Origin of the sequence: Pseudomonas sp. yb_9 (genome assembly GCF_043103635.1) — a bacterium.
Lineage (GTDB): Bacteria > Pseudomonadota > Gammaproteobacteria > Pseudomonadales > Pseudomonadaceae > Aquipseudomonas > Aquipseudomonas monteilii.
Window position 1 is genome coordinate 57091 of the sequence record NZ_JBICKA010000105.1, and the last position, 18483, is coordinate 75573.

The window sequence follows — 18483 nt, forward strand, 5'->3', positions numbered from 1 at the left end:
GCGTGCGCCGATCATGGGCCTGAAAGCCGCCTGGCAGCCTCGCGTTGCCGGGCGGTTTGCACAATAACAAGAGCTGCTTGAGTAGCTTGCCTGCAGTTCCTTTTTTCAATGCTGCCCTCTTTGAAAAAGGACCCACCATGCCCACAGAACTCTCGACCCACGGCTGGGCTCAGCCGGAGCGCCAGGCGCGCTGGGCCGAAGCCATCAGCGACACCTATTTCCCATTGAGCCTGCAGTTTGCCACCGAACAGCCGTTCAATGGCCACCTGCAGCGCTGGAGCACGCCCAGCACGCCGCTCAGCCTGTCGCGCCTGCGCTCCAGCCCGTTGGGCTACTCGCGCAGCAAGGCGCACATCGGCCAGGACCATGAAGCGTTCTACCTGGTGACCGTGCCGCACAGCAGCGAGGTGCACTTCGAACAGGACGGTCACCCGATCAGTTGTCGCCCGGGTGGTTTCATCGTCGAGCGCGGCGACGCCCCCTACCGCTTCCATTACGGCACACAGAACGACCTGTGGGTGCTCAAGCTGCCTGAGCAGGCACTCAAGGCCAACTTGCTGGGGCACAAACGCTATACCCGGCATTGCTTCGATGCCAGTCAGGGCCTGGGGCGCATCTTCGTCGAACAGCTGGACCTGTGCGCCCGCCATTTCGATGCCAGCCCTGTGGCTGCCCGGCATTTGCTGCTGGAACAGGCCTCAGCCACCCTGTTGCTGGCCCTGCAACAGGACGAGCGCGTACTGGGCAGCGAAGGCAGCAACCTCAGCACCCTGCACCTGACGCGGGTGGAGCAGTACGTGCTGCAACACCTGGGCGACCCCGAACTCACGCCACAAACCATCGCCAGCGCCTGCGGGCTGTCGTTGCGTTACCTGCACAAGCTGTTCGCGATCACGCCTTACACCCTTGGCGAATGGGTGCGCCTGCAACGCCTGGAGGCTGTGCACCGGCAACTGCGCGACCCGTATTGCCACCTGGCCATTGGCGAACTGGCGTTCCGCTGGGGCTTTGCCGATCAGGCGCAGTTCACCCGCGCATTTCGCCAGCAATATGGGTGCACGGCACGGGAGGTCAGGGCTGCACGTACGCACTGAACGGTGCAAGCGGCGGTCACTGCGCGACCGGAGTCAGTCTTAGGCCGCCACGTCCAGCACCTGCCAACTGTCATCCGGGTCGAAGCGTTTCATCGCCTTGGCCAGCCTGTCACCCTGTGGCCCGAGGTTTTTCTCGAACACCTGGCCGTCGTGGCTGATCATGAAGCTCATCACCCCAGTGTCGTCGTACCTGGCCGGCCAGACGACCATGGCAAAAACCACGGCTCATCTGGTTGCCTATCAGTAGCTGTACGCGCCGCCAGGGGCAGAGGGGCCTTGTGCATCGAGGATGCGGAAGTGGTAGCCGTACCAGTCATCACCCACCACATCCTGGCCGAACAGCGGGCCCAACGCTTCCGGCGGTTTTGGCCAGGTGCCGAAAGCCCGCCCGGTTCATCGATAGTCACTATCGAGCAGGGCAATTTCTACCGGGCGCCTTGGCCTAATAACCTTGCTCCATCGACTCGCCGCCCATGACCCCGGCCCTTGGAGCTACCCTGATGAACACCCTGGCCCGCCTACTTTTCGCCACCTTAGCCGTTTTTGCCATCGCCATCATGAGCGGCTGTGCCAGCCACCCGGAACTGCGCCCGTACACAGCTGAAGAAACCCGCCAGTTGCAGTTGGAAGCGCTACAGCGTCGCGGTCTTTCCCTTGACGACTACGAGCAGCAACGGCGGGTCATACAGCGCGCTGACAACCTGCCTGTAGTAACGGAAGCCACCGACGCAGACACTTCGACCAAAGGCTGACAGGGGCAAGCAGCGGTTCCCTCGTTCCACCTGTACAGGTATCCTCTAGCGCTCAACCGCAAGCCTTCCAGGATGGAGACCATGACCAGGCCCCTTCTGTTGCTGAGCGCTGCACTGCTGTTTAGCCCTGTTCTACTGGCCCAGCAGATCAAACGCGAACTGGGCAGCTTCGACTTCACACTCGGCACCACACCCTCGCGCACCATGGCCCAAGGCCTTATCTCACCCAGTGCCGTCGGCGCCTTCCATGGTGGGCTGGACTTCAGTCACGCCAGTGGCTGGTACCTGGGCCAGTACGCGCCCAGCATGGGCGTTGCCCCCAACTCGACCCTGCGCCTGGACAGCTACCTGGGCTACAAGCACCATTTCGACAGCAGCCTGGGCTACGAGGTAGGGTTGATCCATTACAGTCAGCCGAATATCGCAGGCCCCGACAGTTACGCCCTGTACGGTGGCATCTCGGTGCTGGGCAGCCGTTTCGGCGGCGCGTTGCGCGATAACCCCAACAACCGCACCGGCACGCTGTTCGCCGACTTTGGCCAACTGCCGCTGTTCGATGTCGACCTGACCGTAAAGCTCGCCCACCACCAACTGGGTACACCGTTCACCATTGGCGACGGCAGCCAGGTGACTGCCTTTTCCGATTGGTCGCTGGAGCTGTCGCGGCCTTGGCTTGGCATCGACCTGAACCTGGTCTACAGCAACTCCAACCTCAGTGGCGGCGGTTGCGATGCGTATTCGGGCATGAACACCTATTGCGACAGCATGGTCACGCTCAAGGCACAGCGCAGGTTCTTCTAACGAAGTGAGCGCCGCTTGACCCGATGCTACAACGCTGCAACAGCCTCGATCTCCACCAGCATACCGTCCAGCGCCAGCCGTGGCACCGGGATCAGGGTGCAGGTCGGCTTCATGTGAGGCCCCCACGCCCTGTCCGCCTCCGCTACCCATTGGCGCAGGCGCGCTTCAGAATGCTCGACAATCAGCAAGGTCAGCTTGAACACCTGAGCCAGGCTGGCGCCTTTGGATGCCAACGCCAGCTCCAGGTTTACCAGCGCCTGGCGGGCCTGTTCGGCAAACAGGGGTGACAGCTGGCCATCGCTGTCCTCCCCGCCTTGGCCGGCGATGAACAACAGCCGACTGTCGGCGCGTACCTCGGCGACGTGGGAATAGGCATTGCCACTGGGATCGTAAAGGCCCTCGGGGTTGCTCAGCTGGAATACGGCTTGATGGGTCACGACATGCCCTCGATCGGATGGAAGAGTGGCGGAGTATCGGACCTTAAGTTAACTCGAGGTCAAGCGCAGCGTAGGACGTTTCGCACAGAAGGCGAACTGATGTGAACCACGCGTCTGTTTGCGCGGCGGCCGTCGCGCGCTAGATTACCAGCCCCGGCATGGAGGCCTGAATCCAACAAGGAAAAGCGCATGAGTAATTTTGATTTCCAGCTGGCCTATACCATCAAGCCGCACACCGCACGCGATGACGCCGATGCCGCCCAGGCACGGGTACACCTACGGGAAAATCTCGGCCTGGACACCGTTGAGCACATTGAGACCACCTTGCTTGGGACGGTCGAACTCAAGGGCTCCACGCTTGCAGAGCGCAAGCTCGAGGCTGAGAAACTGATTCACGAATATATTCATAATGCGCTCAAGCAGCTGCGTGTGCTGTCTACCGTGAAATTCTACGGCAGCCTGATGGTGAACGGGCTAGGCCCCGCCATACGCTTCGACATCCTGCCCAAGTGAGCCTCAACAGGCATCAGGCGCCCCCGCGCCTGATGCCGGACACCGTCACTTTTCCTGCAGTACCGCCCTGCCCTTTACCGCCCTGGGCCCGCGCCATGCCCAGCACAACAACCCGGGAAATGGCGCGTACACCACGAAGACGACCCACAGCATCTTGCGTTCGGCGCGCCGATCACTGCCAATGATGTGCCAGATCGCCCAGACCTCCAGCAGGATGACGAAGGCCGCGATGATGATCCAGATCGTTCCGATTTCCATGAGCGCTCTCCCATTTGGCGTGTAATGGGTTGGGTTTCAGCAAGCGCCGAGGGTTCAGATTGTTTTGTTTGGCGCCAGTGCAGCCCATTCAGTGTGGTGCTTGTTCCAGCGCCGACTTCAGCGCCGCCGCATCGATAAACGCCCGCTGGCCCACCAGCGCCCCCTGCTCCAGTTGCAACCACTGTACCTGGCCATCCTGCCCGGAATAACGGCTGGCCACGCGCCCTTCACGGTCAAGCAGCACACGGTAGTTGTATGCGCGCATGGCGGGGATGGCGAACAGCTTGCTGATGATCGCCGGCATGCGCTGGATGTCGGCAACAAACACGGCATGACGCGCCTCGAGGTAGCCCTTGGGCTGCTCGGCCAGCGCAGCCTTTACCATCTTTGCGCCGTCCATGTCGCGCGCCACCAGCAGGATCTGCGTGCCAGCATCAAGGCTGTAGGCCTGCTCATACTGGTCAAGCAGCGTGAACGGTGCCAGCTTGTCGCCCGCCTCCAAGGCATTGGCCAGTAACGGCAACAGGCTGCACAGCAGGGCAATGACGTACTTCATGAAGGGTGTCCTCGGTAATAGGGGGCGGCATGGCGGCGAAGGGCCAAGCCAGGCAGGTTGCCTGAACACGACCTGAAATACGACACGCGCACCCGGGAGATTGTCTTTCCCCCAGCCAGCCGCCACACTCTGCGGGCCAGCCAGGAAGCGGAGACCAGAGTGCCAACGCCACGTCAGTTCAGCAAGAAGACCAGTACCAGCAACATGCTGCGACTGAAATCCACCAGCGCCAACGCCCAGGCTCCGTACAGGGTTGACTTCGTCCTGCTCGAACATTTCTCGATGGCCAGCTTTACCGTCGCCATGGATGTGCTGGTCACCGCCAACCTGCTGCGCACGGACAGCTTCCGGTTCACCCCGTTGTCGATGGATGGCGACCGGGTGCTCAGCGACCTGGGGCTGGAGCTGGTGGCCACTGAGCTGTCCGCCGAGGCGCTGAAGGAGCTGGACTTGCTGGTGATCTGCGGCGGCCTGCGCACGCCCCTGAAATACCCGGAACTCGACCGCCTGCTGGACGACTGCGCGGCCCACGGCATGGCCCTGGGTGGCCTGTGGAACGGCGCCTGGTTCCTAGGCCGCGCCGGGGTGCTGGACGACTACGGTTGCAGCATCCACCCCGAACAGCGCGCCAGCCTGTCCGAACGCAGCCCGCAAACACGCATTACCCCGGCCAGCTTTACCCTCGACCGCGACCGCCTCAGCGCCGCCAGCCCCAACGGTGCCATGGAGCTGATGCTGGGCCTGGTGCGCCGGCTGTATGGTGATGGCCTGGCCGAAGGCGTGGAAGAAATCCTGTCATTCTCCGGAGCGCGTTACCGTCAGGTTGGACCGGGGGCGAAGAAGTCCATGAGCCTGCACCTGCGCACCATCGTCGAACTGATGGAAAACAACCTGGAGGAAACCCTCAGCCTCGACCAGCTGGCCGCCTACAGCGGGCGCTCGCGACGGCAGATCGACCGGCTGTTCCAGGCCCAGCTGGGCACGTCGCCGCGGCGCTACTACATGGAGCTGCGCATCACCAAAAGCCGCCGCCTGCTGCAGTATTCCGACCTGTCGGTGATGGAAGTGGCAGTGGCCTGCGGGTTTGTTTCGGTGTCGCATTTCAGCAAGTGCTATGCGGCCTACTTCGGCTACCCGCCCTCGCGGGAGCAGCGGCTGGGCGAGTGAGCGCCGTTCAGGCGCGTATGTAACGCAGCACGGCGTCGCAAATCATGGCTTTGTGGCGCAGCTTGATCTCGTCATCGGACAGGTCGATCTGGAAGATCTCGCCGAAGGTATGGCGGTTCGACACCCGGTAGAAGCAGAACGCGCTCATCAGCATGTGCAGGTCGATCACTTCGATGCCGCCACGGAAAACCCCTTCCTGCACGCCACGGCGCAGGGTGTTACCCAACGCTTCGAGCACCAGGCTGCTCATTTCACGAATGGCCGGCGACTGCTTGACGTACTCGCCATAGTGGATGTTTTCAGTGCAGATGATGCGCACGAAATCGACGTTGCGGTCGTGGTGATCGAAGGTGAACTCAACCAGACGACGAATCGCCTGCTCGGCCGGCAGCGACTCCAGGTCCAGGCTTTGCTCGGTCTTGCGGATGTCGCCATACAGCTTGATCAGGCACTCGCAGTACAACTGCTCCTTGCTGCCGAAGTAGTAGTAGATCATGCGCTTGGAGGTGGCAGTGCGTTCGGCGATGGCATCGACGCGGGCGCCGGCCAGCCCTTGCTGGACGAACTCGTTGATGGCCGCCTGGAGGATATCCTCGCGCGTTTTCTCGGGGTTGTTCTTGCGCGTTCTGCGCCCCCCTTCGGTTTCAGGCTGGCCGAGGCCAACTACGGAATCACTCATACCCACTCACAGGCTATTTATTGGAATGAGGGGGATTATCCGTGAGCGCGGCCATGCAGGGAAGCGCGCTGTTGGTCGGGTAGCCATAAAGCCTCATGGGTGGCTGGCCGTGAAATCGTTCACGGCACGCCGCGGGCATCACTCCCGCTGGGCAGTATTGCGCTCCAGCGGCGGCGTCAGGTGCAGCACGCGGTTACGCCCGCCTTCGGCCAGCAAGTAACCACCTTTGCCATCCGCCACGATCGACTGTGGCGCCTTGAGGAAAGTCAGCACCGTGTGCTGAACGCCATCGGCGTCAACACGCAGCAGCCGGGCACGGTGGGTGTTGTCTTCGCTGATCCACAAGCCGCGCTGATCACAGTACAGGAACGTCGGGTTGCGCAGGCCTTCGACCACCACCGGGTCGCTGCCATCGTCGGACAATGCGCGGACCTTGCCATTGGCCTTTTCGGTGTACAGCACACGGCCCGCGCAGCGGGTGAGCCCTTCGGTTTCGGTCAGGCCGGAACGCAGCACATCGAGCTGGCCGCTGTTCCAGTCGTAACGCATCAAGCGACCATTGCCTTTGCGGTCTTCGATGGCATACAGGTGGTCGCCGTCATTCCACAAGCCTTGCACGCTGTCGCCGTCGAACAGGGGGGTCACCTGGCCATCGCGGGCCAGGCTGACAGGTGCCCGGCCGCCTTCCTGACTGAACACCCACCCCCCTTGAGCCGCCACCATGCCGTCGGGCTTGGACAGGTTGTCGATGACCATGACCCGGTCGCCGGTCGCGGTGATCTTGAGGATGCTGCCACGGCCATCATCCAGCTCACGGCTGACCAGCAGGCTGCCATCGGCTTGCGGCAGCAGCGAGGCGGCTTTGGTCACATCGCGGTGCAGTACCTCGACATCCCAGCCGGAGGCAGCCTGAACCGGGTAGAAGCTCTGCCAGGCGAAAAAGCCCAAGGTGGCGGTAAGCAGACCGGTGGTGGCAGTCAGGGCGATGCGGGTGCTGCGCTTGCGCAGGATGTGCGGCATGTAGGGGCTCCTCGGGATTGCCGCGATGCTAGCAAGCGAATGTGAAAAAAATGTCGAGAAATGCAGAACATTACAAAAAACAAATGGATATAAAAATAACTAAACATTCTAACAAACAGGAATATAAAAATTGAAAGCCGAACGCCACCTCCTTAGGCTGGGCACATCGTTTCCCACTCGGTTTCAAGGAGCAAACCCATGCCAACCCGTGCTTTCTCTCCCCTGCGCCGGCTGTTGATCGGCGGCCTGCTGGCCAGTGTGGCCAGCGCCCTGCTGCCTTGGTCCGAAGCTCTGGCCGACGACGCCAAGACCCTGCGCATCGGCTACCAGAAGTTCAACAGTATCAACATCCTCAAAGGCAGCGGCGCCCTGGAAAAAGCGCTGGCACCACAAGGTGTAACCGTAAGCTGGCACGAATTTGCCGCCGGCCCGCAGTTGCTCGAAGCCTTGAGCACGGGTGCCATCGACCTGGGTCATGCCGCCGATGCGCCGTCCGTGTTCGCCCAGGCCGCCGGTAAACCGGTGGTGTACCTGGCTGCCGAACAACCCTACCCACGCGGCATCGGCCTGGTGGTGCGCGAGCAGGACCACCTGACCAGCGTGCAAGACCTGAAAGGCAAGCGCGTGGCCACCGGCCGCGGCTGGAACGCCCAGTACCTGCTGGCCGTAGCGCTGGAGCAGGCTGGCCTTACCTACAAGGACATTACCCCCGCCTACGTCAACAATGCCGCCGATGCCGTGGCTGCCCTGCAGTCCGGCAGTGTCCAGGCCGTCACCCTGTGGGACCCGTTCCTCGCCGCAGCAGAAAGCCAGCCCGGCCTGAAGAACCTGCGCGACGGTAGCGGCCTGTCCAACAACCGGACGTTCTACCTGTCCACCGCCAGCTATGCCGACCACCACCGTGCGCTGCTGAAAACCTTCTTCAGCGAACTGGGCAAGGTCAGCCAGTGGGCCAACGCCAAGCCTGCCGAGGTTGCCGCGCTATTGGCGCCGCAACTGGGCATCAGCGCCAACGTGCTGGAAGTGGCCAGCGAACGGCGTAACTACAATGCCGTGGCCATCACCCCGCAAATCGTTGCCGAACAACAGAAACTGGCCGATACCTTCCAGGGCCTGGGCCTGATTCCACGCAAGCTGCAGGTGGCCGATGCAGTCTACCCGGCTTCCGTCTTGCCTTGAGCGGAGCGCAGCCACCATGCCCCGCCCGATCCGCTTCAACGCCTTCAGCATGAACGCCGCCAGCCACCAGTCCCCCGGCCTGTGGCGCCACCCGCGCAACACCAGCGTGGCATTCAACCGCCTGAGCTACTGGACCGACCTGGCTCGCCTGCTGGAGCGCGGCCTGTTCGACGCCGTGTTCATCGCCGATGTGCTGGGCATCTACGATGTCTACCAAGGCGGGCCCGAAGCCGCCTTGCGCGGTGGTGTGCAGGTGCCGGTCAACGACCCGCTGCTGCTGGTACCGGCCATGGCCGGGGTCACCGAGCACCTCGGTTTCGGCGTTACCTTTTCGCTGACCTACGAACACCCCTACCCCTTCGCCCGGCGCATGTCCACGCTCGACCACCTGAGCAATGGCCGGGTTGGCTGGAACATCGTCACCGGCTACCTCGACAGCGCCGCACGCAACCTCGGCCTGGCGCGCCAGCTGGGCCACGACCAGCGCTACGACCTTGCCGAAGAGTACCTGCAGGTGCTGTACAAACTATGGGAGAAAAGCTGGGACGACGATGCCGTGCTGCTGGAGCGTGACAGTGGGCGCTATATCGAACCTTCGCGGGTGCACGCTATCAACCATGTGGGCGAGCACTTCCAGGTGCCCGGCATGCACTTGTGCCAGCCGTCGCCACAACGCACGCCGGTGCTGTTCCAGGCAGGTGCTTCGGCACGTGGCCAGCAATTTGCCGCGCAGCATGCCGAATGCGTGTTCATCAGCGGCCCGACGCCCACGGTGTTGCGCCGCTACGCCGACGGCATCCGCCAGGCCAGCGAGGCCGCCGGGCGGGGTCGTGATGAGGTGCTGATCTATGCGCAGGCGTTGCTGATCGTCGCCCCCACCCGGGAAGAAGCCGAGGCCCGCTTCGCCGAATACCGTCGCTACGTCGACCTGGACGCTGCCCTGGCACTGCTGTCGGGCTGGACCGGCATCGACTTTGCCGGCCTCGACCCCGACGCGCCGATCGAATATGTCGAAAACGATGCCGGTCGCGCCGCCCTGGCCGCGTTCACCGCCGCCGACCCCAAGCGCCGCTGGACCATGCGCGAGGCCGCCGAATTCGTTGGCCTGGGGGGGCGCGGACCGGTGCTGGTCGGCTCAGCCAGCGAGGTCGCCGACCAGTTGGAAAACTGGCTGGACCAGACCGGCATCGATGGCTTCAACCTGACCTATGCCGTGCAGCCGGACGACCTGACCCATGTCGTCGATTTGCTGGTGCCCGAACTGCAACGCCGTGGTCGCTACCCTTCGCGCTACACCGAGGGCACCCTGCGCCACAAGCTGTTCGGCCAAGGCGACCAGCTGCCGGCACAGCACATTGGGCGTCAGGTTGACATTCAGCGATTAAATACCGGGTATTCCAACATTTAATTTGTGGATGCCACGCGCTCAACCCTATTCTGTCGCCACATCCCCTGCGCCGCACCGGCCGGTGCGGTTCACGGCATGGGGAGAGAACAACAAGTCGAGATCGTCCATGTCGAACCATTCGTACTTCGCCCCCCACGGTGGGCACCCGGCTCAAACCGAGCTGCTGACTGACCGTGCCATGTTCACCGAAGCCTATGCCGTTATCCCTAAAGGCGTGATGCGTGACATCGTCACCAGCCACCTGCCGTTCTGGGACAAGATGCGCATGTGGGTCATTGCCCGCCCACTGACCGGTTTTGCCGAAACCTTCTCCCAGTACATCGTCGAAGTGGCCCCGGAAGGCGGCAGCGAGCGCCCAGAGCTGGACCCGAACGCCGAAGCCGTGGTGTTCATCGTCGAAGGCGAGCTGGACATCACCGTCGAAGGCAAGCATCACACCCTGGTACCGGGCGGCTACGCCTTCCTGGCCCCGGGCGCCGAGTGGAGCCTGCGCAACAACAGCAAATCCAATGTGACCTTCCACTGGCTGCGCAAGCACTACCAGAAAGTTGAAGGCCTGGACGTACCCGAGTCGTTTGTTACCCACCGCGACAACGCCACCGTCATCGAAATGCCGGGCACCGAAGGCCGCTGGGTCACCACCCGCTTCGTCGACATGGCCGACATGCGTCACGACATGCACGTAAACATCGTCACCTTCCAGCCGGGCGGCGTGATCCCGTTCGCGGAAACCCACGTGATGGAACACGGCCTGTACGTGCTGGAAGGCAAGGCGGTGTACCGCCTGAACCAGGACTGGGTCGAAGTGGAAGCCGGCGACTTCATGTGGCTGCGCGCCTTCTGCCCGCAAGCCTGCTACGCCGGCGGCCCAGGCAAGTTCAGCTACCTGCTGTACAAGGACGTGAACCGTCATGTGCATTTGACGCTGAATCCTAAGCGCTAAGCTCAGGCTGATGCCCTAAGCCCGCCAATCTGGCGGGCTTTCCATTTGCCGCGCATACTGAAACACCCATCTCCCGCACGGTACCGGCCATGCCCCGCTGCCTGCTGCTTACCCTCCTGCTGCTGTGCACCCCTGCCCTGGCCGCCGATGCCTGGAACCTTGCCTACGACCGCGAAGGCATCCGCGTGTACCTCAGTGGCGTACCCGACTCGCCCTACCAGCAGTTTCGTGGTGTGAGCACCATGAAAGCCAGCGTGCGCACGCTCACCGACCTGCAGGAGAACCTGCGGGTGGCCTGCAAGTGGCTGTATGCCTGTGACCAGATGCGCCTGCTGGACGTGGACGGTGCCAATACCTGGGTGTACCTGACCACCAACCTGCCCTGGCCGACCATGCCACGGGACATTGTGTTGAAGGTGAGCAGCGAACGCCTGGATGACGGCACGCTGCTGCGGCACCTGAGCGCTGAGCCCGACAGGATTCCCCAGGTTGACGGGTTGATCCGGGTGCAGCACCTGAGTGGTGAGTGGCGAATGAAACCGTTGGGTGAGCGGTTGACCGAAGTGACGTACCAGTTGCAAGCCGACCCGGCCGGAGATGTGCCGGGCTGGCTTGCCAATCGGTTCGTGGTGGATGCGCCGGTGGTAACCCTCAGAACCCTGAGGGCTGTCGCCGAGCGTCAGCCTTGAGGGCTATCCACCAGATCGCCTGGGTATCAGTCAAAATCGAAACCTGGCTCGCAAGTGCCGATCGGGGTCAAGAAAGTACCCTCAGGGCACGGTATTTCTGGCACGCCTATACTGTTGACACCCCCACGGTCAGCTTGAGGCTGCTCGCTGAAGACGGCATCGTTGGCATGCGCAACCTGAACCAGGCCTGCGGCGGCCAGCAGTGTAATGAATGCTATTTTTTTCATTTTGGTTTCCTGTAACAACATTAAGGGACTTGCCCGAAATATCCTATGCGCCACCCAACCCATGGGGCTTTAGGCAATTGCCTCCAGATCACTGGGAAGCCCACAGTTGCTGCGTGGGAAACATCATTGCAGCAGACAATGCCGTCGTGCGCTGACTGATCGCGCGCAGGCCCTATCGCCCTGAGTCAATTTCTGCCACTGTGCCCGCGCGGCGCGGACCAGCACGGTACGGGTGTCTGGCTCCAGCGCCAGCAGGCACAACACGAAGATCAGAAACAGCTGCGACAGCGCCGCGGTGACCTTGCCACCCGGCAGCTTGAACGTCGATTGCGCATGGCCCCCATGATGCAGAAGACGAAAAAGCCGATGATGGCGTACACCAGAATGATCGAAGTGCCGGACAGCGCAATGATTTTGCCCGAGCCCATGAACAACCCGGTACCCATTGCGCCATTGATCGAAATAAGCTGTATGTGCCGGTTTTCCAGCCGTCTTTTGAGCACTCGGCCCGCTTCCGGCGCGCTGCTTTTCGCGTTGCACGTTTGATGCGTAGTCAACTTCTTATTCTTTTTATGTAAAACTTCCACGCCCCGCAGCGCACCAACAAATTGAAACCAAGGTGCAGGTCTCATGTCATTCAAATGATGAGAGCGTAGGCAATAAAAAATCAAACTAATGCCTGATGCAACTTAGCAACGGACTTTCTTATTGTTTAAACGCACCGTCAGAACGTGCGCCTGAAACCGTCCCGCGAAAGCCGTTTCATTCTGCCAGCGGCCCAGGTCAAGCGGAACGCTACAGAATGCACACAGGCAAAGGGATTTTTTGCAGTGTGAAAAGCCCAGGTGACAGTTTGCACAATGCGCCTGTCAAAAGGCCTGACCCAGCGGTCACATCTTGTAGGTCGAGAGTAGGATGCTGGTCTCGGTATTCTCGATGTGCGGGATCGACCGAATGGTGTTCAGCGCCCGGTCGAAGGCTTCGAGGGTGTCGGCGCGCAGCTCTGCCATCAGGTCCCAGCGGCCATTGGTGGTATGGATGGCCACCACGTTGGGATGCCCGCGCAGCGCGTGCTTGACCTCTGCGGCGTGGTGGCCGCTGATGCCGATGCTGGTGATTGCCCGCACGCCCTGCTCCAGCGCGTCGGACCGCAGGCGTACCGTGTAACCAATGATCACGCCCTGCTCTTCGAGCCGGGTAATGCGGTTTTGCACGGTTGCCCTGGCCACCTTGAGCTTCTTCGCCAGGGTCAACACAGGGGTACGTGCATTGTCCCGCAACAGCGCAATCAGTTCCCGATCAATCGTATCCATAACGCCTGCCAATAATCAGATTGCTACTTTGGGGTGGCAGATTGTCTAGAAAGTTGATGAAACTGGCAACCTGCATTCTTCCGATTGACGCAACCTTTCATCAAAATGTTCATGCCACTTCAACAATCTTAAGCGTGCCGCCTGCCATGACCGGGGCAACCGCGCAATAACAAGGTGCAAGAGCATGACGTATTTCATTGATGTTCCAACCATGTCGGACTTGGTACATGACATTGGCGTAGCGCCGTTCATAGGCGAACTGGCTGAGGCCCTGCGTGAAGACTTCAAACGCTGGCAGGAGTTTGACAAGTCTGCGCGTGTTGCCAGCCATTCGGAAGTGGGTGTTATCGAATTGATGCCGATTGCCGACAACAACCGCTATGCCTTCAAATACGTTAACGGCCACCCGACCAATACTGCCAGTGACCTGCATACGGTAATGGCCTTCGGCGTGCTGGCCGATGTCGACACCGGTTACCCGGTGTTGCTGTCCGAACTGACCATCGCCACCGCCTTGCGCACCGCCGCCACCTCGTTGATGGCTGCGCAGGCACTGGCCCGGCCGAACGCACGCAAGATGGCGTTGATCGGCAACGGCGCACAAAGCGAATTCCAGGCGCTGGCCTTCCATAAGCACCTGGGTATCGAAGAAATCGTTGCGTACGACACCGACCCGCTGGCCACCGCCAAGCTGATTGCCAACCTCAAGGAATACAGCGGCTTCACCATCCGCCGGGTCGGCTCGGTAGCCGAAGCCGTGAAAGGCGCGGACATCATCACCACTGTTACTGCCGACAAGGCCTACGCCACCATCATCACCCCCGACATGCTCGAACCCGGCATGCACCTGAATGCCGTGGGCGGCGACTGCCCGGGCAAGACCGAGCTGCACGCTGATGTACTGCGCAAGGCCCGCGTGTTCGTCGAGTACGAACCACAAACCCGTATTGAAGGCGACATCCAGCAACTGCCGGCGGACTTCCCAGTCGTTGAGCTGTGGCGTGTACTGCGCGGCGATACCGAGGGGCGCCAGAGTGACAGTCAGGTCACCGTGTTCGATTCGGTGGGCTTCGCCCTGGAAGACTATACCGTACTACGGTACGTACTACAGCAAGCCGAAAAACGCGGCATGGGCTCGAAGATCGACCTGGTGCCGTGGGTGGAAGACGACCCGAAAGACCTGTTCAGCCACACCCGTGGCCACGCTGCCAAAAACCGCATCCGACGCGTTGCCTAACCGATGAGCAGCGCCGCCGCATCGAGCGTTCGGCGCGGCTGGTGCCGCTGGATGTGCACACCATCGAAATGGCCGGTGGCTCGGTGCGCTGCAAGATTGCGGGGATTCACCTGTCGCCGAGAATGGCTGCGGACTGACCACTGACGCGGTCGGTGTAGGAGCGGCCTTGTCGTCAGGCACGCTATATCCCACCGCCCGCCAGCAACTGTGTCATCACGTCGGCCAACGCCTTGACCATCACATCCGCCGTCGGCCGATGCACGATGACGATTTCATAACTGTCGACCTCCGGCAGCCCCTGCCCCGCCCCCAGCACCCGATGCTCGCCAGTGGCCGCCCTTGGCGGCAGCAGGCTGACACCCATGCCATCGGCCACTGCCGCCTGGATACCACTGAGACTGGAGCTGGTGAAACTGATGCGCCAGCGCCGACCCATGCCTTCGATGGCGTTGATCATGTCTTCGCGGTACAGCCCCCGCGGCGGGAAGGTCACCAACGGGATCGGGTCCAGCTCGAAGGCGGGGGTGCGCGCACTGTCGATCCATTGCAGGCGCTCGGGCCAGCAGGCCACGCCCTCGCGGGTGTTGCGCCGCTGCTTGAGCAACACCAGGTCGAGCTCACCGTTGTCGTAGGCCTGGCTGAGGTCGCGGCACAGGCCGCTGGTCACTTCCAGCTTCACCTGCGGATGCAGGCGGCTGAAGGCCGATAGCGCATTGGTGGTGCGCCCGCCAACGAAATCTTCGGGCACACCAAGGCGCACGGTGGTACCCACCATCGCCCCGGCCAGGGCTTCGAGCATCTGGTCGTTCAAGGCCAGCATGTGCCGGGCGTAGCCGAGCAAGGTTTGCCCGGCATCGGTGGGCAGCACATCGCGGTTGCCCCGCACCAGCAAACGGTGGCCGACCATGTCTTCCAGGCGGCGTACCTTCTGGCTGATGGTCGACTGTGTCGAGTGCAGGCGAGCGGCAGCGGTGGTGAAGCTGCCGCAATCGGCCACCACCACAATCGCGCGTAACAGGTCGAGGTCGAACAGCGCCCTATTCGATTTAACGCTAATGGACATCTGGGTATTCAACGACTGAATGGCAAGACTGCGTTCTATCACGGCTAGTCGCCAAGGGCCACACCTTCACGCCGCGGGTCGGCGCCACCCGACCAACCCTCGCCACGGCGCTGGATGATCTGCATGCCGCTGGTCATGGTCATGGGCGTCACCTCATGCCCCCAGGCTGCCAACTGCCGGATCAGCGCCGGGCTGCTCAGCCCCGCTTCCACCTCGGTGCCGGCATTGCGGCTGCCAAAGTTGGGCAAGCCTGCGGCCTGTTGCGGGTCTAGCTGCCAATCCAGCAAGCCAACCAAAGCCTTGTTCACATAGCCGATGATCTGCGAGCCGCCCGGTGAACCCAGGCTGGCCACCAGATCACCCGACGCTCGCGAGAACACCAGCGTTGGCGCCATGGCCGACAGCGGCCGCTTGCCCGGCTGTACCCGGTTGGCCACGGGTTTGCCGTGCTCCTGCGCAATGAACGAGAAGTCAGTGAGGTGGTTGTTGAGCAGGAAGCCCTTGACCATCAGGTGCGAACCGAACGCCGCCTCCACCGACGTGGTCATGGCCAGGGCCTGGCCGCTGTCATCCACCGCGCTGAGGTGCGAGGTGGAAATGCGCAATGGCGAGCGATCCGGCGCCAGGGCCAAGTCGGCGCCCTGGGGTTGGCCCGGGCGAGCGCGCTTCATGCTGTGCTCGCCTATCTGCGCTGCACGGCTGGCCAGGTAGTCGGCGTCGGTAAGCGCCTTGACCGCGACCGGCACGTAATCGCTGTCGGCCAGGTACTGTGCGCGGTCGGCATAGGCCAAACGCTCAGCCTCGGCGATCAGGTGCACGGCCAGTGGTGATGCCTCCAGGCCAGCCGGGGATGCGCTCGCAAGCGGGCGCAACGCTGCCAGATCGCGCTGCGGCGTGGCGCGCTGTACGGCTTCGAGAATGCCCAGGGTCTGCAACACCGTCACCCCGCCCGAAGACGGCGGCGGCATGCCGCAGATGCGCCATGCCTTATAGGGGCCGCACACGGGCTCGCGCTCTTTGGCCTGGTACTGCTGCAAGTCCTGCAACGAGAGGTAACCGGCATTGGCATGGCTGCGTACCTTGGCCACGATGGCTTCGGCGATCTCGCCGGTATAGAACGCGTCAGGGCCTTGCGCGGCAACCTGATCGAAGGCATCCGCAAGCTCGGGGTTGCGCAGGATCGTTCCCACCGCCAGCGGCTTGCCCTGCTCATCCAGGAAGTAGCGGGCCATGGCCGGTGACCGGGCAATGAACGGGTCACCGGACACCAGGGCGTGAAGGCGCTCGGACACCGGGAAACCGTTGCGTGCAAGCGCGATGGCCGGCGCGAACAAGTCGCGCCAGGGCAGCTTGCCGTGCTGATCGTGGGCCAATTTCAAAGCACGTAGAACACCCGGCACGCCAACCGAGCGCCCGCCAATCTGCGCCGCCCTGAATGGCATCGGCGTGCCGTCGGCTTGCAGGAACAGCGCTTCCGTTACAGCGGCCGGCGCGACCTCGCGGCCATCGAACGCCTGCACACGCTCGCCGTCCCAATAAAGGATGAACGCCCCGCCGCCAATACCGCTGGATTGCGGCTCGACTAAGGTCAGCACCATTTGCATCGCAATGGCCGCATCGATGGCGCTGCCACCGGCACGCAACATTGCCCGTCCCGCTTCGCTGGCCAACGGGTTGGCTGCAGCAACCATATGGCGGCTGGCCTGCACGGGCTGCAAGCCTGTGCGGTAGCCAGAGGCCAGCTCGGGAGGTGCGGGCAGCACCTGGTCGGCACAGGCCAGGCCACTGGCGGCTACCAGGCAAAGGGCGCTGATCAGGGGTGGGGAGAAATACATCGGCATGCTTCCTGCGAACTTCAAAAGCCCCGAAGATACCCTGTCGAACCCCTGAAAAAAACTAAGCCACTTCCTCGAACGGCAAGCCCACGTAGTTCTCGGCAATGTTCACCAACCCGGCCGGCGACGTCAGAAAGTACTCGCGGTCGGCCTCTTGCATCTTCTGGTCCCAGGCGTCCTTGTGGCTGCCGAAATCGTGCAACAACTGGGTCATGAACCAGCTGAAGCGCTCGCCTTTCCACACCCGGCGCAGGGCCAGCGGGGAGTATTGCTGCAGCAGGTCGGTGCGCCCTTCGCGGTAAACCTTGACCAGAATGCGATACAGGTAATTCACGTCCGACGCCGCCAGGTTCAGGCCCTTGGCACCGGTAGGCGGGACGATGTGCGCGGCGTCACCCACCAGGAACAGGTGGCCATACTGCATAGGTTCGACCACCAGGCTGCGCAGCGGGGCGATGCTTTTTTCCAAAGCAGGGCCGGTGACCAGGTCAGCCGCTAGGTCGGCGGGCAAGCGAGCTTTCAGTTCATTCCAGAAGCGCTCGTCAGACCACGCCTCGACCCGGTCTTGCAAAGGTACCTGCAGGTAGTAGCGGCTGCGTGTTTGCGAGCGTTGGCTACACAGCGCGAAGCCACGCTCGTGGTGGGCATAGATCAACTCGTGATTGACCGGCGGCGTATCCGAAAGCAGGCCCAGCCAGCCAAACGGATAGACCCGCTCGTACTGCTTCAACACACCTTCGGGAATGCTCTGGCGCGACACACCGTGGAAGCCGTCGCACCCGGCGATGTAGTCGCAATCCACCCGGTGCAACTGGCCCTCCTTTTCAAACGTGAGGTAGGGCTTCTCGCCCTTCAGTTCATGCGGCTGGACATTGCTGGCCGAATAGATGATCGGCGCGCCAGTCGCTTCGCGGGCCTGCATCAGGTCGCGGGTGACTTCGGTCTGGCCGTATACCATGACGGTCTTGCCACCGGTCAGGGCTTTGAGGTCCAGGCGTTGGCGGCGCCCGCCGACCAGCAACTCGACCCCTTCGTGCACCAGGCCCTCACGGTCCATGCGCTCGGCCACACCGGCTTCGCGCAGCAGGTCGACAGTGCCTTGCTCCAGCACCCCGGCGCGGATGCGGCCAAGTACGTATTCAGGCGTCTGGCGCTCGACGATGACGTTATCGATACCGGCCTTGTGCAGCAGTTGGCCCAGCAGCAGGCCAGACGGACCTGCACCAATAATTGCAACCTGAGTTTTCATTGTTGTTGTCTCTGTTCGGACGATGCCGGCCCTGGACTGGCAGTGGGGCGGCATCTGCTGTTA

Annotated in this window: 21 protein-coding genes and 2 pseudogenes; 11 read left to right on the plus strand and 12 right to left on the minus strand. The window is 62.3% G+C overall.

All coding sequences use genetic code 11. From position 1 onward, the window contains the following. Positions 1 to 137: 137 nt before the first annotated feature. Positions 138 to 1094: a helix-turn-helix domain-containing protein gene (locus ACF8MI_RS25750; protein WP_104834627.1), complete on the plus strand. Its 957-nt coding sequence runs from the start codon at positions 138 to 140 to the stop codon at positions 1092 to 1094. 39 nt (positions 1095 to 1133) lie between these two features. Here ACF8MI_RS25750 and ACF8MI_RS25755 read toward each other — a convergent pair. Next, positions 1134 to 1421, minus strand: a pseudogene (locus ACF8MI_RS25755) (DUF2950 family protein). Between the two features lie 173 nt (positions 1422 to 1594). Here ACF8MI_RS25755 and ACF8MI_RS25760 point away from each other — a divergent pair. Continuing rightward, positions 1595 to 1846, plus strand: coding sequence for a hypothetical protein (locus ACF8MI_RS25760; RefSeq protein WP_200929401.1), 252 nt, complete (start codon positions 1595 to 1597; stop codon positions 1844 to 1846). 81 nt (positions 1847 to 1927) lie between these two features. Further along, on the plus strand, positions 1928 to 2647 hold the full coding sequence (locus tag ACF8MI_RS25765) for a TorF family putative porin (RefSeq protein WP_060496961.1): 720 nt from the start codon (positions 1928 to 1930) through the stop codon (positions 2645 to 2647). A gap of 26 nt (positions 2648 to 2673) precedes the next feature. On the opposite strand, the gene ACF8MI_RS25770 is transcribed toward ACF8MI_RS25765, so the two are convergent. Next, positions 2674 to 3084 (minus strand): RidA family protein, encoded by a 411-nt coding sequence (locus tag ACF8MI_RS25770; protein WP_060496962.1) that lies wholly within the window; start codon positions 3082 to 3084, stop codon positions 2674 to 2676. A 189-nt stretch (positions 3085 to 3273) separates the two neighbouring features. Between ACF8MI_RS25770 and ACF8MI_RS25775 the strand changes: the two genes are divergently transcribed. After that, the gene (locus ACF8MI_RS25775; protein WP_060496963.1) at positions 3274 to 3597 is read left to right on the plus strand and encodes a hypothetical protein; all 324 of its coding nucleotides are present in this window, start codon (positions 3274 to 3276) and stop codon (positions 3595 to 3597) included. A gap of 45 nt (positions 3598 to 3642) precedes the next feature. Here the strand turns inward: ACF8MI_RS25775 and ACF8MI_RS25780 are convergent, their stop codons facing one another. Next, a complete protein-coding gene (locus ACF8MI_RS25780) occupies positions 3643 to 3855 on the minus strand; it encodes a PLDc N-terminal domain-containing protein (protein ID WP_060496964.1) in 213 nt (70 codons plus the stop codon). Between the two features lie 88 nt (positions 3856 to 3943). Then, positions 3944 to 4411 carry an FAD/FMN-containing dehydrogenase gene (locus ACF8MI_RS25785; RefSeq protein WP_104834626.1) on the minus strand — a complete coding sequence of 156 codons (468 nt, stop codon included), beginning with the start codon at positions 4409 to 4411 and terminating at the stop codon, positions 3944 to 3946. Between the two features lie 159 nt (positions 4412 to 4570). Here ACF8MI_RS25785 and ACF8MI_RS25790 point away from each other — a divergent pair, with 159 nt between their 5' ends. Continuing rightward, positions 4571 to 5578, plus strand: coding sequence for a GlxA family transcriptional regulator (locus ACF8MI_RS25790; protein ID WP_060496966.1), 1008 nt, complete (start codon positions 4571 to 4573; stop codon positions 5576 to 5578). 7 nt (positions 5579 to 5585) lie between these two features. Here ACF8MI_RS25790 and ACF8MI_RS25795 read toward each other — a convergent pair whose 3' ends face one another. Together ACF8MI_RS25795 and ACF8MI_RS25800 are read right to left on the minus strand one after the other, a co-directional pair. Further along, positions 5586 to 6257 carry a TetR/AcrR family transcriptional regulator gene (locus tag ACF8MI_RS25795; RefSeq protein ID WP_060496967.1) on the minus strand — a complete coding sequence of 224 codons (672 nt, stop codon included), beginning with the start codon at positions 6255 to 6257 and terminating at the stop codon, positions 5586 to 5588. 138 nt (positions 6258 to 6395) lie between these two features. Beyond that, positions 6396 to 7277 carry a hypothetical protein gene (locus ACF8MI_RS25800; RefSeq protein ID WP_060496968.1) on the minus strand — a complete coding sequence of 294 codons (882 nt, stop codon included), beginning with the start codon at positions 7275 to 7277 and terminating at the stop codon, positions 6396 to 6398. Between the two features lie 198 nt (positions 7278 to 7475). Between ACF8MI_RS25800 and ACF8MI_RS25805 the strand changes: the two genes are divergently transcribed. The 4 genes from ACF8MI_RS25805 to ACF8MI_RS25820 all read left to right on the plus strand — a co-directional run bounded on the left by ACF8MI_RS25805 (position 7476) and on the right by ACF8MI_RS25820 (position 11496). Next, the gene (locus ACF8MI_RS25805; protein ID WP_060496969.1) at positions 7476 to 8456 is read left to right on the plus strand and encodes an aliphatic sulfonate ABC transporter substrate-binding protein; all 981 of its coding nucleotides are present in this window, start codon (positions 7476 to 7478) and stop codon (positions 8454 to 8456) included. A 16-nt stretch (positions 8457 to 8472) separates the two neighbouring features. Further along, positions 8473 to 9864 carry an LLM class flavin-dependent oxidoreductase gene (locus ACF8MI_RS25810; RefSeq protein WP_104834625.1) on the plus strand — a complete coding sequence of 464 codons (1392 nt, stop codon included), beginning with the start codon at positions 8473 to 8475 and terminating at the stop codon, positions 9862 to 9864. A gap of 106 nt (positions 9865 to 9970) precedes the next feature. Then, positions 9971 to 10807: a bifunctional allantoicase/(S)-ureidoglycine aminohydrolase gene (locus ACF8MI_RS25815; protein WP_013972924.1), complete on the plus strand. Its 837-nt coding sequence runs from the start codon at positions 9971 to 9973 to the stop codon at positions 10805 to 10807. 89 nt (positions 10808 to 10896) lie between these two features. Beyond that, a complete protein-coding gene (locus ACF8MI_RS25820; RefSeq protein WP_104834624.1) occupies positions 10897 to 11496 on the plus strand; it encodes an START domain-containing protein in 600 nt (199 codons plus the stop codon). Between the two features lie 26 nt (positions 11497 to 11522). Here the strand turns inward: ACF8MI_RS25820 and ACF8MI_RS25825 are convergent, their stop codons facing one another. The 3 genes and pseudogenes from ACF8MI_RS25825 to ACF8MI_RS25835 form a co-directional block, all read right to left on the minus strand. Then, entirely contained in the window at positions 11523 to 11723 is a 201-nt protein-coding gene (locus ACF8MI_RS25825) for a hypothetical protein (RefSeq protein WP_104834623.1), read from the minus strand. A 332-nt stretch (positions 11724 to 12055) separates the two neighbouring features. Continuing rightward, positions 12056 to 12226 (minus strand): annotated as a pseudogene (locus ACF8MI_RS25830) (amino acid transporter); the annotation flags it as partial. A 387-nt stretch (positions 12227 to 12613) separates the two neighbouring features. Next, a complete protein-coding gene (locus tag ACF8MI_RS25835; protein WP_012272037.1) occupies positions 12614 to 13036 on the minus strand; it encodes an Lrp/AsnC family transcriptional regulator in 423 nt (140 codons plus the stop codon). Positions 13037 to 13220: 184 nt separating this feature from the next. Between ACF8MI_RS25835 and ACF8MI_RS25840 the strand changes: the two genes are divergently transcribed. Further along, positions 13221 to 14273, plus strand: a complete 1053-nt coding sequence (locus ACF8MI_RS25840; RefSeq protein ID WP_060496974.1) for an ornithine cyclodeaminase — start codon at positions 13221 to 13223, stop codon at positions 14271 to 14273. A gap of 41 nt (positions 14274 to 14314) precedes the next feature. Further along, on the plus strand, positions 14315 to 14410 hold the full coding sequence (locus ACF8MI_RS25845) for a hypothetical protein (RefSeq protein ID WP_392518073.1): 96 nt from the start codon (positions 14315 to 14317) through the stop codon (positions 14408 to 14410). Positions 14411 to 14454: 44 nt separating this feature from the next. On the opposite strand, the gene ACF8MI_RS25850 is transcribed toward ACF8MI_RS25845, so the two are convergent. The 3 genes from ACF8MI_RS25850 to pobA all read right to left on the minus strand — a co-directional run bounded on the left by ACF8MI_RS25850 (position 14455) and on the right by pobA (position 18420). Then, complete coding sequence (locus ACF8MI_RS25850) at positions 14455 to 15336, minus strand: LysR substrate-binding domain-containing protein (protein ID WP_060496975.1); 882 nt, start codon at positions 15334 to 15336, stop codon at positions 14455 to 14457. A 44-nt stretch (positions 15337 to 15380) separates the two neighbouring features. Beyond that, the gene (gene ggt, locus ACF8MI_RS25855) at positions 15381 to 17171 is read right to left on the minus strand and encodes a gamma-glutamyltransferase (protein WP_186723363.1); all 1791 of its coding nucleotides are present in this window, start codon (positions 17169 to 17171) and stop codon (positions 15381 to 15383) included. Positions 17172 to 17232: 61 nt separating this feature from the next. Then, positions 17233 to 18420: a 4-hydroxybenzoate 3-monooxygenase gene (pobA, locus tag ACF8MI_RS25860; RefSeq protein WP_200929402.1), complete on the minus strand. Its 1188-nt coding sequence runs from the start codon at positions 18418 to 18420 to the stop codon at positions 17233 to 17235. Between the last annotated feature and the right edge of the window lie 63 nt (positions 18421 to 18483).